At 64.3% G+C, this 14,831-nt stretch carries 17 protein-coding genes; 7 read left to right on the forward strand and 10 right to left on the reverse strand.

Going from position 1 to position 14,831, the window contains the following annotated elements:
- Positions 1 to 175: 175 nt before the first annotated feature.
- From G4G27_RS15310 to G4G27_RS15335, 6 genes are all read right to left on the reverse strand, one after another.
- Positions 176 to 1,510, reverse strand: a complete 1,335-nt coding sequence (locus G4G27_RS15310; RefSeq protein WP_244624356.1) for a HipA domain-containing protein — start codon at positions 1,508 to 1,510, stop codon at positions 176 to 178.
- A complete protein-coding gene (locus G4G27_RS15315) occupies positions 1,497 to 1,850 on the reverse strand; it encodes a helix-turn-helix transcriptional regulator (protein WP_244624357.1) in 354 nt (117 codons plus the stop codon). The genes G4G27_RS15310 and G4G27_RS15315 overlap by 14 nt, the downstream gene beginning before the upstream one ends.
- A 300-nt stretch (positions 1,851 to 2,150) precedes the next feature.
- Positions 2,151 to 2,405, reverse strand: a complete 255-nt coding sequence (locus G4G27_RS15320) for a hypothetical protein (RefSeq protein WP_183109457.1) — start codon at positions 2,403 to 2,405, stop codon at positions 2,151 to 2,153.
- Positions 2,406 to 2,575: 170 nt separating this feature from the next.
- Complete coding sequence (locus G4G27_RS15325) at positions 2,576 to 2,911, reverse strand: hypothetical protein (protein ID WP_183109458.1); 336 nt, start codon at positions 2,909 to 2,911, stop codon at positions 2,576 to 2,578.
- 66 nt (positions 2,912 to 2,977) lie between these two features.
- Positions 2,978 to 3,502 (reverse strand): hypothetical protein, encoded by a 525-nt coding sequence (locus tag G4G27_RS15330; RefSeq protein ID WP_183109459.1) that lies wholly within the window; start codon positions 3,500 to 3,502, stop codon positions 2,978 to 2,980.
- 159 nt (positions 3,503 to 3,661) lie between these two features.
- The gene (locus G4G27_RS15335; protein ID WP_183109460.1) at positions 3,662 to 4,573 is read right to left on the reverse strand and encodes a DMT family transporter; all 912 of its coding nucleotides are present in this window, start codon (positions 4,571 to 4,573) and stop codon (positions 3,662 to 3,664) included.
- A gap of 218 nt (positions 4,574 to 4,791) precedes the next feature.
- On the opposite strand from G4G27_RS15335, the gene G4G27_RS15340 reads away from it, so the two are divergent.
- On the forward strand, positions 4,792 to 5,589 hold the full coding sequence (locus G4G27_RS15340; protein WP_183109461.1) for an EF-hand domain-containing protein: 798 nt from the start codon (positions 4,792 to 4,794) through the stop codon (positions 5,587 to 5,589).
- Positions 5,590 to 5,743: 154 nt separating this feature from the next.
- Here the strand turns inward: G4G27_RS15340 and bla are convergent, their stop codons facing one another.
- Positions 5,744 to 6,661, reverse strand: coding sequence for a subclass B3 metallo-beta-lactamase (bla, locus tag G4G27_RS15345; RefSeq protein WP_244624358.1), 918 nt, complete (start codon positions 6,659 to 6,661; stop codon positions 5,744 to 5,746).
- Positions 6,662 to 6,761: 100 nt separating this feature from the next.
- Here bla and G4G27_RS15350 point away from each other — a divergent pair, with 100 nt between their 5' ends.
- Complete coding sequence (locus G4G27_RS15350) at positions 6,762 to 7,673, forward strand: LysR family transcriptional regulator (protein ID WP_183109462.1); 912 nt, start codon at positions 6,762 to 6,764, stop codon at positions 7,671 to 7,673.
- 131 nt (positions 7,674 to 7,804) lie between these two features.
- On the opposite strand, the gene G4G27_RS15355 is transcribed toward G4G27_RS15350, so the two are convergent.
- Positions 7,805 to 9,985, reverse strand: coding sequence for an Ig-like domain-containing protein (locus G4G27_RS15355; protein ID WP_183109463.1), 2,181 nt, complete (start codon positions 9,983 to 9,985; stop codon positions 7,805 to 7,807).
- A gap of 68 nt (positions 9,986 to 10,053) precedes the next feature.
- A complete protein-coding gene (locus tag G4G27_RS15360; RefSeq protein ID WP_183109464.1) occupies positions 10,054 to 10,803 on the reverse strand; it encodes an outer membrane beta-barrel protein in 750 nt (249 codons plus the stop codon).
- Between the two features lie 225 nt (positions 10,804 to 11,028).
- Here G4G27_RS15360 and G4G27_RS15365 point away from each other — a divergent pair, with 225 nt between their 5' ends.
- Genes G4G27_RS15365 through G4G27_RS15385 form a run of 5 tightly spaced genes read left to right on the forward strand, consistent with a single transcriptional unit; the run spans position 11,029 to position 14,296 of the window.
- Complete coding sequence (locus tag G4G27_RS15365; protein ID WP_183109465.1) at positions 11,029 to 12,426, forward strand: HAMP domain-containing sensor histidine kinase; 1,398 nt, start codon at positions 11,029 to 11,031, stop codon at positions 12,424 to 12,426.
- Positions 12,411 to 13,055 (forward strand): response regulator transcription factor, encoded by a 645-nt coding sequence (locus tag G4G27_RS15370; RefSeq protein ID WP_183109466.1) that lies wholly within the window; start codon positions 12,411 to 12,413, stop codon positions 13,053 to 13,055. The genes G4G27_RS15365 and G4G27_RS15370 overlap by 16 nt, the downstream gene beginning before the upstream one ends.
- A 31-nt stretch (positions 13,056 to 13,086) precedes the next feature.
- On the forward strand, positions 13,087 to 13,788 hold the full coding sequence (locus G4G27_RS15375) for an SDR family oxidoreductase (RefSeq protein ID WP_183109467.1): 702 nt from the start codon (positions 13,087 to 13,089) through the stop codon (positions 13,786 to 13,788).
- Between the two features lie 48 nt (positions 13,789 to 13,836).
- The gene (locus G4G27_RS15380; protein ID WP_183109468.1) at positions 13,837 to 14,076 is read left to right on the forward strand and encodes a hypothetical protein; all 240 of its coding nucleotides are present in this window, start codon (positions 13,837 to 13,839) and stop codon (positions 14,074 to 14,076) included.
- Positions 14,060 to 14,296: a hypothetical protein gene (locus tag G4G27_RS15385; protein ID WP_183109469.1), complete on the forward strand. Its 237-nt coding sequence runs from the start codon at positions 14,060 to 14,062 to the stop codon at positions 14,294 to 14,296. Before G4G27_RS15380 ends, G4G27_RS15385 begins: the two co-directional genes overlap by 17 nt.
- Positions 14,297 to 14,394: 98 nt before the next feature.
- On the opposite strand, the gene G4G27_RS15390 is transcribed toward G4G27_RS15385, so the two are convergent.
- Entirely contained in the window at positions 14,395 to 14,763 is a 369-nt protein-coding gene (locus G4G27_RS15390; RefSeq protein WP_183109470.1) for a hypothetical protein, read from the reverse strand.
- Positions 14,764 to 14,831: the final 68 nt, after the last annotated feature.

Consider the following 14,831-nt stretch of genomic DNA (forward strand, 5'->3'; position numbering starts at 1 on the left):
AATGGCGGTGTTTGCCAAGGCCCGTTGCGGCGGGGAGGGGGCGGTACGCGGTCGATGTCATCATCACTGGCCCTCCTTCTTCTCGGTGCCGGAACGTCGCCGCATGTATCAGCAAAGCGGGAACTCGACAATATCCGGCTTGTGATCATTGGCCCTCGAATCGGGTCGCGCGCGGTCAGACCCCGGTCGCATCACCGTCACGGCCTTCGCGAACCCCGGCGACCAGAACGTCGAGCGACGCGGCCGCACTGCGCAAGCCGATGGTCGTATAAGGGTTGAGGAATTGCCGACCCCACAAAAACGCGCGATCGACCGCGCCCATCCCGGCCTCATCACAAACAGCGTGCCATTTGTCGCCGATCACGCGGACTTGTGCCGCGATCAGCGCGGTCGCCGCCGCTTCATCGAGGTGGAAATGCGGCGCCGCGGCCAGCGCCGTTTCGATCCGGCTGGACCGGTCGTCGCCGACGATCAGCATCGCCTGCGTCGCTTCCTGGCCCGCGCGGCCCTGTGGACAAATGTCATAGGCCGGCGTCAGCGTCAGCGCCGCGCCGTCCCAGAAAGCGGCATGGTTGCGCGCATGGTCGTCGGTGTTGCCGGCCAATATGTTGAAAGTGATTCGCCCGAACAATTCGCGCAATGTCTTGCCGGGATCGGCGAAGCGGTGGCGCACAATCTCCGCCAGATCCTCATAGCTGGCATAGCGTGCCATCATCTCGTCAAGACCAAGCATGGTCAGCGCGGAGACCATCGCGCGACGGGTCCATTGGTCATCGCCGGCTGCGATCCGGTCGAAACGGTCGATCAGCAACACATCGCGCCCCGACACATGCTCAAGCGTGACGCCCGCGACATTCAGCCCCGCCAGCGCCGCCAGCCGCATGGCGACATATTCCGCCCGAACGACGCTATAGACGTCGCCGGTCGAGGAGAATTTGGCGACGAATTTCCGCTGACCGGCGGTGACCAGCGCCTTTGGCCGGGCCCCGCCGATCGAGCTGCCATGGTGCAATGCCTGGTCCAGTTCGGCCGAGAGCGGCAGATTCTGTTCGACCCGCGCCGCCGATGCCATCAATTGATCAAGTGTCGCGGTGGTCGCACGCGGCGCATAGATTTCGGCTGAGCGCTGGAAATCGATCGCGCCGATCCGATCTGACCCGGATTCGAGCAGAAAAACCAGCTCGTCGAGCCGCACATCGTTCAACGCATCGCCCTTCACGCCAAAGGCGCGGTTGAGAATGACCCGGCGTCCCCAGGCATCGGGCGCGGCATCGCGGATCGCACTCGGGATGGTCATCCCTGCGGGCAGCGGCAGCAACCCGGATCGCAGCGGCAGTTCAGGTTCGTAAAGCGGCTGGGCATCGGCGCGCGCCAGATAGCTGCGACCATAGGCAAACCGCACCATATCGTCGCGCGCGATCAGCCGACCCGCGACCACCGGCGCCGTCGCACCGGCAAGCCAGGTCCATACGAACGCCTCGGTCGGATGGGGCAAGTCAGAAGTCATCATCTACCGTATCGGCAGGCTCGCGAACATATTTCGGCAGCAGAGCCAACCGATCGGCGGTGCGATCGGACAGGGTCGTGAGCTGCTTCAGATCGGATTCGAACAACGCGACGCCGACGATCGCGGCAGCCTCGAACACGACGCCGATCTCGACCTTGGGATCACCCCGTTCAAGCCGTTGCAGCGTCCCGCGCGAGATGCCGACCCGTTCGGCCAACACTTGCGCGGTCATGCGACGGCGCTTGCGGCCCAGCGCAATAAGCTTGCCCAGCACGATAACCGCCTCGCGGGTGTAACGGCCATAAACATGTTTCGAGGTCGCGGGCATCTTTGTCCAATCCATCGATCATATGATGGCGATATGGTCTATGGATAGACCATATACTTTTAGCGATACAAAACAACCCTGATGAATAAATGTTCGGTCTATCGATCACATTGCCATTATATGATCCATGGAGAGATCATTGTCGGGCGAGCTGAGCGATGCCTGCGTGTTCGCGTTACCGGCGACCCGACCCACGCATCTCGGCGGGGGTGGGAAAGTCCGCCCATATTGATTGGATTGACCGATCTGATAGCCATTCTTGAAGGCTGACTCGGCAGGCCAAATCGCCAAGTTTCGCGCGAAATCGGACTTCCGCTAAGAGCGAGCCGTGCGAATAGCGGCGATTCCACTGGCGCCGTTTTCATAGTGGATCAAACCTGCCTCTTTGGTCTCGACCATCACACCCGCTGATAACGTGCCGCCGCCAAGCATCTCGACCGTCGGAACATCCCAGTCTTCATAGCCTTTGGCGAACCGGCGATTGTCGAAGTCGCAGACGATGACGCCGCTCATGCCGTCGGCAAGGACCTCGTCGCCAACCGCCATTTCTGCCCCGGTTGCGTATCTCATCGGCTGCCCCGTCTCTTCCCATCATCGCTTGGCATCGTCCGCTTTGGGCTACGCCAGGTGATGGAGCTACGTCTGCAACGGGGCCGATTGCCGACCGGCGCTTTCGGCATCGACCCCGGCCGCCGGACGACCGAGATCGATGGCCAGCTGCCGTTTAGATAATGGGTTCCTTACAAGGCTTCGATAGCGGCCATGCCATTAGCGGGAGTGGATTCCTGGGTGGGAGCAAAGTTTCCGCCCGGCTGGAGCAGCCTATGCACCACAACACTTGCCAAAGGACCATTTGCGAGCTGATCGGAAAGCGATGCAACTTGACGTGATGTTACAGCTATATATTCGCCCGCATGCCTACCGCTGATTAGCAGTAGCAGATACGCTTCTTCGCCCAGCAGAATACCGCCAAACCACGGCTCAGACACTCGGCGGGCAAGCATTGAAAGACCAAAGAAATCCTGATCTCCGTCGCCGCCATCGATCCTAAAAATCGCATTGATTTGCCCGCGCATTGCCTTTCATACACGGTCGGTCGAACGACTGCCACCGGGTCGGCTGCCGACCGCCGCAACCATTTGTCAGCGCAAGTCTTCCGGCAGCATCATCTGCGGCCGATTCAATAACAAGCTGTCCACAAATCTCCCATAGCCGGGATACAGATAGCTCCAGTATATTCGCCGCCCATCGCGAGATTGAATGAACCAGTAGCTGGTGGTGGTCTTTCCGGTGGAAACAATTTCGTCCCACCGGATGGTCGTGCGGCTGCGTCCAAGACTTGGCCCAAACAACCGAGACGGACCACTAACGTTCGTTGAGTTCCAGCTCACGTCATGCATGCCGGAAAGCGATGACCCCATAAAAATGATCAGCGCGATGCCCGGCAGGAGACAAATAAAGCCTGCCGCCAGCACACCAAAAAAGATCAAAGCGATACCGATCATGACCATCGCAACGCCAAAAAATGTTATGACCGCCGCACTGATTTTGCCCGGAGTGATATTGCCGTCGGTCCCGAGTTCACTTTGCGGAGATCGATCATAATTCATCCGCGACCAGCAGGCAGTCACCAATCCAACCATGTCGGCGATCAACACTCCGCGCACGACGCTACTCCCCATCTTCAGGCGATGACCGCTTCAAATCGACAAGTCCGCTTCGGTCCTGGTTTAGACGTCCGAGGAATAGCCGCAACTGGTCTAAAGCAGATATTCCTATTGCACTCGACTATTGCGACGGACTTGACCGTTCACCAATTGCGACCATCAACTCCCCCGTATTCTCGCCAACGCAGCCACCAGCAACCCCGCTAGAATCAACCCCATCCCGACCAGATGATAGCCATGCAGCGGCTCGCCCAGCAGCAGCGCCGCGAGCAATGCGCCGAACAGCGGCATCAGGCTGATCGACTGCCCCGCCCGGCCCGCGCCGATCATCGCAACCGCGCGATTGTACAGGAAATAGGCGATCACCGAGGGCAGCACCGCGACATAGGCGAAGGCGGCAAAGATCTCCGGCCGCCAGCGGATCGCGGCGATCTCGCGCCACTCGGTCGCGGCGAGCGGCAGCATGACCAGCGCGCCGATCAGGAAGGTGACCGCAAGGAAGCTCAGCGCATGCACGTCCGGGCGCAGCCGGAGCAGGCTGGTGTAAAACGCCCAGGCGAGCACCGCGCCCAGGATCAGCAAGTCGCCCGCACCGAAATGCAGGCCAAGGATCGTCACCGGATCGCCCCGGCACACCACCACCGCAACGCCGAGCGTCGACAGCGCGATACCGCCCAGTTGTCGCACCGACGCGCGCTCGCGAAAGAAAGCGAAGTTGCAGGCCAGCACCAGCGCGGGGATCGCCGCCTGGATCAGCAGCCCGTTGGTTGCGGTGGTCAGGCGCAGTCCCGAATAAAGCAATGCGTTGAACGCCGCGACGCCGACCAGGCCAAGCACCAGCACCGCCTGCCAGTGCCGCGCCAGCGCCGCCCGGTCCGCGCCGAGATGCCGCCAGGCGAGCGGCGCGACGATGCACAGAGCGCCGGTCCAGCGCACCAGCGCCAGCATGAAGGGCGGGATATCGAACCGCACCGCGCGCCCGACGATCGCGTTGCCGGCCCAGAACAGCATGACCAGCACGAGCATCAGATAGGCGCGCAGCACGGGCGATGGACGATCGTCGACAGGCATTGACCACCGCTGACTCGAGGGCTTCGAGCAGCCGCGTTAGATCAAAGCGCCGATCGGATCAAAGTGCGGGTCAGGTCAGGGGCGGGTCAGGTCGGGGGCGGGCAGGACCACATTCCGCTCGCGTCATCCGTTTGAACGACGCCCGGCGCACAGCCATCAAATTGCCGCGAAGCCAGCGCTTGTGACGCGCGGGGGCGACTCGACGGAGTGCCGACGCGATGCGCAAGAGCCTGCTGAACTGCCTGACTTTCCTGACCCTCACCACGATAGCAGGCGCCGCCTGGGCGCAGCCGCAGGACACCCCGCCGCCGGGCGCGCCCGCCGCAGCCCCACCCGGCATGGCCGGCGAGCGCCCGCATGGCCGGCTGTTCATCAGCCCGATGGGTGAGCCGTTCCGCGGCGACAAGCCGGTCGATCGCTGGTTCGACGGCGCCGATACCAACCATGACGGTGCACTCGACCGACAGGAATTTTCGCGCGATGCAGCGCGCTTCTTTGCAGTGCTCGATCGCCAGCATGACGGTGAGATCGACCCCGACGATATCGACTATTACGAAACCACGATGGCCCCCGAAATCCGCGTGCGTGGCATGGCCGGCGGCGGCCGTCCGGGCGGCGGTGGCGGTGGCAAGCGGCGCGGCGGCGGTGGTGGTGGCCATGGCGGTGGCGGCGGCGGCCATCGCGGCGGCGGCATGGGCGGTAGTGGTGGTGGCGACTCTGCGGGCGGCGGCGACTCATCCAGCGGCGGCGGCGCGGCACGTATGACCGAAGGCAAACAGGGCGCCGCGGGCTTTAGCTATTTCGACTATCCCGAACCGGTCACCGTCGCCGATGCCAATTTCAACCGCGGCGTCGATCCCGGCGAATTCGAAAGCGCCGCGCAACACCGCTTCACGCTGCTCGACAAGAATGGCGACGGCAAAATCGAGAAGGACGAACTGCCCCGCATCGCGCCCGGCCCGGGCGGCGGACGGCGACACGGTGAGTCCGGCAGCGACGGACCGCCGGCGCAATAGGCGCGAACTTCGTACGGGCGAACCATCCTCCCCACCGTTCGGGCTGAGCCTGTCGAAGCCCCTATCTCCACAAGGTATATCCTTCGTGGAGAGCGGGCCCTTCGACAAGCCCAGGGCGAACGGCGGGCGTGGATCAATGGCGCCCGAAATTGCCCTAACGCACCCCCTCCTTCGCAATCCGCGCGTTGAGCAGCGTTTCGAATTTCGTCGCGACCGTTCGGCATGCGCCACGGTCGATGAACGGGTTGGGCACCGGCCGTTTGCGCAACGCGGTGAATTTCTCGTCGCCGCCGGACTGGCTAGGGTGTGCGCTGAACAGGATGTCGCAGGGCAGCTTCCGCATCACGGCAAAGCTCCGGCGGAATCCCGCAATGACGAAAGCATGCGCCGGATCGGTGTAACGATAATCATCCGCCGATGCCGGATTCAGGCTCGATCCGAACACCATGTTCAGGCATTTGCGACGCTCGCACGACCGCCAGGTCCAGCTCATGCTGCCCGCGGTATGACCGGGCGTGGCAATGGCGGTGATCACCGTGTTGCCCAGCGTCAGCTTCTCGCCATCGGCCACCGCGCGGACTCGCGTCACGCCGGGGAAATCCACCACCAGCCCGAATTGCGGATCGTCCGGGCCGATCGTGCCGCGGCGCAACGCCGCCGCCGCGGCGACGCTCGCCACCACCGTTGCGCCACTGTCGCGCGCCAGTGCGGCGAGACCACCGGCATGGTCGAAATGCGGTTCGGTGCTGAGGATATATTTGACGTCCTTCACCCGGAAACCGAGCCGGCGGATATTCGCCTCGACCGCTGCGACCCCCTGCGGCACCCCCGCGTCGATCAGCACAAGCCCGGCGCTGGTGCGGATCAGCGCCACGTTAAGGTCGGCAAAGCCCACAAGATAACTATTGCCGTATATGCGCGTCGGGACCTGCGGGCCGAGCCAGCGCTTGGCAGATTCAGGCGCGATTGGCCGGGTCAGCGGATCGTCGCCATGCGCGCTTCCTACACCTGCCAGCAGCATTATCGCACCAGCCACACTGGCCGCACTCGCCATCACCCTCAACTTCATCATCCATCCTCCAATCAGGTCGCGATGGAGAATGACCGCCCAGCCCGCGCTTCACAAAGCATCTTCTCTGGACTTGGCCATGAATTGAATTCATGGATCAGGCATGGATCGCGCCCATCTCCCGCTCAACGCACTGCGTGCCTTCGAGGCATCGGCACGCCATCTCAACTTCACTCGCGCCGGGCTTGAACTCTGTGTCAGCCAGGGCGCGGTGAGCCATCAGGTCGCTTTGCTCGAGCGCCGGCTGGGCAGCGCACTGTTCCGCCGTCTGCCACGCGGATTGGCGCTGACCGATGAAGGCCTCGCCTTGATCCCCGTCATCGAGGATGCGTTCGACCGCATCGGCATCGCGCTTGAGCGCCACGGCCCCGGCGGCGTGCGTGAAGTGCTGACGCTGGGCGTGGTCGGCACGTTCGCGGCGGGTTGGCTGCTTGACCGGCTGCCCGATTTCACCCGCAACCATCCGCAGGTCGATCTGCGCGTGCTGACCAATAACAATCGGGTCGATCTTGCCGGCGAAGGGCTCGATTGTGCGATCCGCTTCGGCGACGGCGCGTGGCACGGGACGCAGGCCGAGCCGATCATGGATGCGCCGCTCACCGCATTGTGTGCGCCGTCGATCGCCGCACGCATCGCAACCGTCGAGGATCTGCAGCGCGAAACCCTGCTGCGCTCCTACCGCGCCGACGAATGGCCGCGCTGGTTCGATCAGGCGGGGATATCCTGCCCGCCCCAATCCTATCCAGCCCGGTCTTATCCAGCCCGGTCTTATCCAGAAGCGCGCGGACCGGTCTTCGACAGCTCGGTGGTGATGGTCAGCATGGCGATCGCCGGGCGCGGCGTCGCGCTCGCCCCGGCGCGCATGTTCACACGCGACCTGACCGCAGGGCGGCTGGTCCAGCCCTTCGCAACCGAACTCGCCGCCGGGCGCTATTGGCTGACCCGGCTGATGTCGCGGCCGGAAAATGCCGCGATGCGCGCGTTTCGCGAATGGATCGTGGCGCAGGCGGCATAGGCATGGATTGCTGGCAGCCTCCGGTGGTCGCCCCAAAGACTGCCAGCCCCACACGGTTCAGGCGATGGTGAAGTCGCCGCCCCGATGTCATGCTGACGGTGAGCGCGGCCGAGAGCCGCCCGCCGGGCCCGTTATGGCCGCACGCCGGTCACCGATGTTGTTCCGCTGCACCGGCTATTGTTCGGACCTGAATAGCTGAACGATCCGCTCGCGGTGATGTGCGAGCTGTCTGGAATACGCGCGTTGACGGTTTCGGTCGTCTGGCCGGGGTCGTCGTCATAGGTAACGGTCGTCGATCCCGCCAATCCGGCTGGGTCGTCCTTGCTCGACATGGTCAGCGTGATTGGGAAGCCCTGATAGGATGTGGTGTATTGCGTGTCCGAGATCTTCGACACGGTGATCGAGAAACTATTGGTCTCGTTCGGGCAAAGGCCGGGTTGCGACTGGCTGGTGGTGGTCGTCCGGCTGGTCATATTCCACTGCCCATCGAACTTGCGGACGACGGTGATCGCCACTGTCGCCGTGCGCGACACGCCCTCCGCATTACGCGCGCGATAGGTAAAGCTGTCGCTGCCGAAATATCTGTCCGCCGGCGTATAAGCGAACGCCCCGCTGTCGCGCAGCGTCACCGTGCCGTGTGCGGGCTGCGTCACCACTTCCAGCGTATCGGCGCCACGCACCTGCACGGTCGAACTGACCAGCTCATCCTGCGTCGTGGAGATCGCCGCGTCGTCCGCACCGGGCAGCGCGATGATCAACTGCGCGGGCACATTGATCGGCTGGCCACCGGAATTGTTGAGCACGAAATCGAAATTGACGTTCTGCTCCGCGGGTTGGGTCTCGGTTGTCTTGAACGTCAATGTAACAATATCACCCGACCCGCCCTTCGATCCGGCGATCGTCCCCACTGAAATGGCACCGAGCGAGATCTGCGCCGATGGCACCGTTTCGCTATATTCGGGCACGAACGGCTTCACTGTGCGCTTCAGCGCTTCCGGCGCGAAGGTAAGCGATCCGATCGCCTGGGCGAACAATGAATATGTTGTCGCGAGCAGCCCGACCGACGCCGGATCGACCGCCTTCTTGACCTCCACGGTGAAGTTGGACGCCACCTTGTTTCTGAAACCGGTCCGGTTCGCGACGGCGATCGCGGCAACATAGTTCTTCGCCCGCCGTCCCGATTGGCCCTGGTCGGCCGGCTTGATCGCTGCGGAAACTTCGTCGACACAATGGCCATAAGCGGCTTCCATCGCGAGGCCGGCGGCATAACCCGCCGCGATCGCCCCAGGCAGCGACAGCACCACGCCGACCAGAACGCCGGGAACGGTGCCGGTTCGGATGGTCAATTTTCCACCGATGGTCAGCGCCACCACACCAGTCACGGCCACCCCCGCAGCAACGGCGGCAAGATCGCAACTCGTAATGGAGATTGCCGATGCCCTCTGTCGGGCGCCGCCGTTGGTACGCAAGCTGGCGGCGGTGACCGAATTGGCTTGCAGCACGATCGCCATATCGGCGAGCTCCGCCGCGGTGAAACCGTCGATCTGGCTCAGGCCGGTGCCCAGCTTGGCGCTATAATCGGTCAGTATCGCGCGTACGGCCGATGTCATCGTCGCGCCATCGGCGGCGAGCAAGGCGTCGATCGACGCCTTGCTCGCCGTAAGCGCATCGCGCACCACGGTCTTCGCGTCGCCGACTGCCGGGGCGGCCGTGGTGTTGATCGTGAAGCTGTAGCTGCGCGTGCCGATCGTGACGTTCAGCCGGTGCGCGCCCGCCGCCAGATTGCCTGGTACCGCGAACCCCAGCGCATCGGCGCCGCCGCGCAACAGGGTAACCGGATTGCCGTCGAGCGTGCCGGTATAGCTTTCCTCAGTCAGCGGCAGATTTGCCGCCACCAGCAGGCCGAACTGCCCGGCCCGCAAAGTGTCCAGCCCGCTTGCCGGAGCCAGTGTCGCCGTCGTCGGCTGCACGCTGATCGACACGCTCGCGCTGCCGCGATTGCCTGCTGCGTCGGTCGCGGTCGCGGTGCAGGTGATCGTCGTCGCCGCCGTCACCACCGGCGTCGCCAGCATCGTACCCGTCAGCGTGCCGCCGGTGCAGGTGATCGCCGGGGTCAACCCGGTCGAGACATTGTCGGTGACCGTCGCGTTCAACGCAACGGTCTGCCCGCCCTCGATCGTCGCCGGCGCGGCCAGCGTCAGCACCGGCGCTTGCGTATCGCCCGCTGGCGCGGTCGTTCCGGACGTGTCGTTGCCGCCACCACATCCCGACATCATGCCCAGGACCATCAGACTCGAAATTGTACGGCGCATGATGAAGCTCCCCCAGAGCGTTTGGATAGGCGTTTGGATGTGCGAATGGATGGCGGCGGCGATTGCCGTCAGAAGGTGAAGCGCACGCCCGCGCTCACGCTGTTGGTGTGGATCTTGCCGACCGTAAACCCGGATGACGCGTCGTAAGGCAGGTTGCCACCCTTTGCTTCGCGGTGGCGGAAATCGGCGGTCAGCGCGACATGGTCCGACAGTTTGAAGGCGACGCCGGCCCCGACCTGCCAGGCGAAGCGCGCCTTGCCTTCGCCGTCGATCTCGAACCCGGCCACGCCGACGCCGCCGCCGACATAAGGCGTGACGACCTTGCCGACCGGCACATCGACCCACAGATTGGCCATCGCGGTCAGCTGCCGCACCCGACTGCCGCCGCCGAACGCGATCGTGTTGCCCGACACCGAGCAGCCCGTCGCTTCGAGATAATCGCAGACATCCGCCGCATCACCCGCGTCCAGTGTCACCGCCGAGCCATTGACCTTGTCGATGGTCAGCGCGCTGGCTTTGTTGCGCTGATATGCGACTTCCAGATCACCGCGGATCATGCCGAAATCATATCCCAGCACGCCCTTGAACTCGGCCGCGCTCTTGGTGTCGATATGCCCATCGACACTGTCCATCGCGCCCGTTCCCCCGAACGTGCCGCCGGCGTCGTAATACCGGATGTCGGTATCCTGGACCGACGCAAGCCCGACCGACAAGCCGGCATAAAAACCGGTATCGTCGCCCGAATCGTCCTGAGCATATGCCGCGGTTGATAAGAAGATGGCGGCCATTGCGGTGGCCAACGTCAAATAGGTACGCATTGTATTTCCCCGTTCTCGCTATTTTTATCGTGACCAGCGCTGTTCCGGCCCAAGGCGGAGCGATTTCTCCGGCTTCGACGAAAAAAGTCGTTGAAGTCGCTCGTGAGTTATTGATTAAGCTGGAAACGTGGTTTGACGTATCGGCCAGATGGCCGAACCGGATGGCCGATTGAATTGGGGGTCAGGTCGCATCGCACCAGCGCGACCAGGGGGACACACGGACGCATGGTTTTGCGCGGACTTCCCGATCCTGGCTCGATGCTCCGTCCCGACGAGACGGCGGAGATGTGGGGACGCGCGCGCACGGCGATGGTCGGGATCGTCGTGATGACCAGCGTGCTGATCTTCATCCGGGCGGAATTCGCCGGACTGGTGGCACCTTTGCTGCTGAATGGGTGGCTTGCCTTCATGACAACCAGCGTCCTGTTGTTGTCGGGATCGCTCGCGGCGTTCGCCGTCCCGCGCTGGCGGGCCGCGCGCTCGGCTCGCTTCTGGGTTCGCATGACGCAGCTCGTCACGATCCTGTTCTGCGGCGGCATCGCCGCTAGCGTCTGGATCCTGCTGCCGGCGGCGGGTGAACCGCTGCGGATGTTGATGATCTATCTCTATTTCTGGTTCATCGCGATGGTCATGATGGCCAACGGCAATTCGATGTCGATGGTCGGCTGCTTCGCTTTGCTCGTGTCGCTGTCCGCCTTCGTAATCAGTTACGATATGCCCTATGCGATGCCGCTCGCCGGCTTCCTGACCATGGCCGGCATCGCGCTGATCGCGATCCGCCGGTTGATCTGGCGTACCGCCGACGAAGCATCGGCGGCACGCCAGATGAGCGAGCGCGCTGCCGAGGCGCTGGAACGCGCCCTCGCCATCTTGCGCGCAGAGCGCGATGCAAAGACGCGCTTCATCGCCTCGGCCAGCCACGATCTGCAACAGCCTATTCAGGCTGCCAGCCTGTTCTTCGACACTGCGCTCAACACCCCCGACCCGGTGGCGCGCGACAGCGCGGCCGCCGGTGCGCGCAGCGCCTTCACTTCGATTCAGGCGCTGATCGAATCGATGCTCGACCATCTTCGGCTCGACGCTGGCGCGATCCGCGCGAAACCGGTCGAGATCGCGCTCGATGACGTCGTCGCGGCGACCGCGCTCGACCATGACGCTGCGGCGCAGGCGGCCGGTACACGCATCGTCACGGTGACAAGCCGTATCGCCGCAACCGCCGATCCGCACCTGTTGCGGCGCGCCTTGGGCAACCTCGTCGCCAACGCCGTGCGTCATGCCCATGGCACGCGCGTCCTGATCGGCGCGCGGCTCACCGCCGGCGGCGCTATGCTCTGGGTGATCGACGACGGGCGTGGCATCTCGGGCGTCGATATCGGCACTCTGTTCGACGACTTCGCACAAGGGTCGGATCACGGCGCGGAGAATCGCGGCGGCTTCGGTCTCGGCCTCTCCTCGGCGCGACGGCTCGCCGAGTTGCAGGGCGGCGCGCTCGATCTTGATCGGCGTTGGACCGGGGGCAGCGCCTTCTTCATCGGCCTGCCGGCAGCGCGGCGCACGGCGAAAGTCGAGACGATCCATGCCACACCACCCGCCGACCAGAGGCACTCATGCGAAGCTGCCTGATCTGCGACGACCATGCGCTGGTGCGCGACGCGCTGGCCGGCGCGATCGGCCGGCGCTGGCCGGACGCAACGATCATTCTGGCAGCAACTTTTCCCGAAGCCTGGGACAAGGCGGCGGCAGCACCCGATCTGTGTCTTGCCGATCTGACCATGCCCGGCGCGGACGAACGGGGCGGCATCGCCGGTCTGCGCCGCGCCGCGCCCGGTATGCCGTTGCTGGTGATCACAGGATCACATGACGACCGCCTGCTGCTCGACCTGATCGGCGGCGGGGTGGCCGGCTTCGTGCCCAAAACGTCGGGCACGGAGATCATCATGGCGGCGATCGACCTGATCCTTGCTGGCGGCCGTTACATACCCCAGCGCGTCGCCGACCTTGCCGCGGGCACACAATCCGAACCCGTACGCGACATCCAGTCAGACACGCGCTCTACGAAGCCGATCGTGACACCGCGTCAGGCCGAGGTACTGCGCCTCGTGGCGGAGGGGTATTCGAACAAGGAGGTCGCGCGCCACCTCGATCTGTCCCCCGCCACGATCAAGACCCATGTTGCCCAGGCGATCGCCGCAATCGGCGCGACCAACCGCACCGACGCCGCAATCAGGGCGCGGGCGCTTGGGCTGATCTAAGCAACACGGCGTCGCTTCGGGAGATGACATCATGATCGCGTCGCACATCGTTATTCTCGGCGGGACGTCGGGCATCGGCCTGGCCACCGCCGAACTGGCCATCGCAAACCAGGCGAGGGTCACGGTAATCGGTCGCGATCCTGCGAAACTCGACGCGGCGATCGGCGCGCTGGGTCCGCGCGCGCAGGGCGAGGCGGTCGACGCCACCGACCATGATGCGATTACGGCGCTCTTCGCCCGTATCGCCCCGTTCGACCATCTCGTCATCGCCGCCTCGGGCGGCGCCGGAGCCGGGTCCTTCCCGGCAATTGATCCGGAAGGGCTGAGACGCGGATTCGAAGCGAAATTCTGGGTCCAGTGGCACGCCGCCCGGGCTGCGTTGCCACATCTCGCGACGGATGGATCGATTACCTTCATCACCGCGGCCTCGTCGCGCCTGGCCAATCCCGGCACGTCCGGCCTGGCGGCGATCAACGGCGCGATCGAACGCATGGTCCCGACACTCGCCCGCGAACTCGCACCGCTCCGCGTCAATGCTGTCTCGCCCGGAGTGATCGAAACCGGATGGTGGGCGGACAAACCGGCGGCGATGTTCGATACCCAGGCAGGCAAGGCGCCGCTCGGCCGCGCCGGCCAGCCCGCGGAAGTGGCAAGCGCGATCCATTTCCTGATTTCTAACCGCTTCGTCACCGGTGTGGTGCTCGACGTCGATGGCGGCCTGCATTTGACCTGAGCGGAACGCATGCTCCCGGCACCCGTTGACGTCGAGAGGAGAGAGCCGATGACCGCATCCCGAACCCCCGACATCCCGCCCGAAAACGGCAAGCGCGCCTCGATCGACAGCCGCACCGGCGAAGTCCATGGCAGCGGCATGGGCGCCGGCGGCGGCAGCCCCGGCGAAGATTATGACAGCGACACCGCCACCGGTGATGGGCAATTGCCCCAGCCTGATCCCAAAACGCCTGATCCCAACACGCGATCCGGCGACGAAAAGGAGGACCGTAATGTCACAGGACAATAAGCAAACCGGACGCGACCGGTCAGATGACGTGAGCAAGAGCGATGGCGGCGGTCGTACCGGCGGCGGCGAAAGCGGCGGTGGCGCTTACAAGGATCCGTCGCAGGCCAAGGGAAACCCCGATGAAGCTGGTCCCGATGGACGAAGCAGCATTGGTTATCATGGCCCGGGCGACGCCGTCGACGATGACGACAATCCCAATGCGGCGACGCGGGCCGAATGAATGGCCCCGGGTAGCCGGTCGCAGAAAATGATCGAAGGCCGATGAGCCCCGGGCCGGACAAGCGTACGCTGACGCCTTCCCGGCCCGGATTTTCGCGATCAGGCCTTGGCTGCGCTCACCCGGCGCACGGCGGGCTTACGTACCGTCTTGGCCGGCGTCTTTCCCGCCGCTTTGGCCGCCGTCTTTCGCGCGGGTTTGGCGGTTGTCGCCTTGCTAGTGGCAACACGGGGTTTGCGCGTGGGCTTCGGCTTGGCCGCGTCTGTTCCGCTTCGCGCATAGAGCAAGCCGGCAACGATCGCCGCGGAGCCGATGCCGACCACCGCGCCGATGCCAAGCGCTCTAGTGCTGATCGCGGGAGTTTCCTCGGCCGCCGCCGCCTCGGGCAGGGGCTCATGATGCTCGTGCGGCGGTTCCTGCAGCGGATAAGGCGACTGGTTATGCGGCGGAATGGGCGGACTATGGGTCATGAAACACCTTTGTTTACAGGGACACTATCTACCGAACGTGTCGCGGACGTTCCGGTTTCCCGCACAAG

The organism is Sphingomonas sp. So64.6b (assembly GCF_014171475.1).
GTDB classification, from domain to species: Bacteria; Pseudomonadota; Alphaproteobacteria; order Sphingomonadales; family Sphingomonadaceae; genus Sphingomonas; species Sphingomonas alpina_A.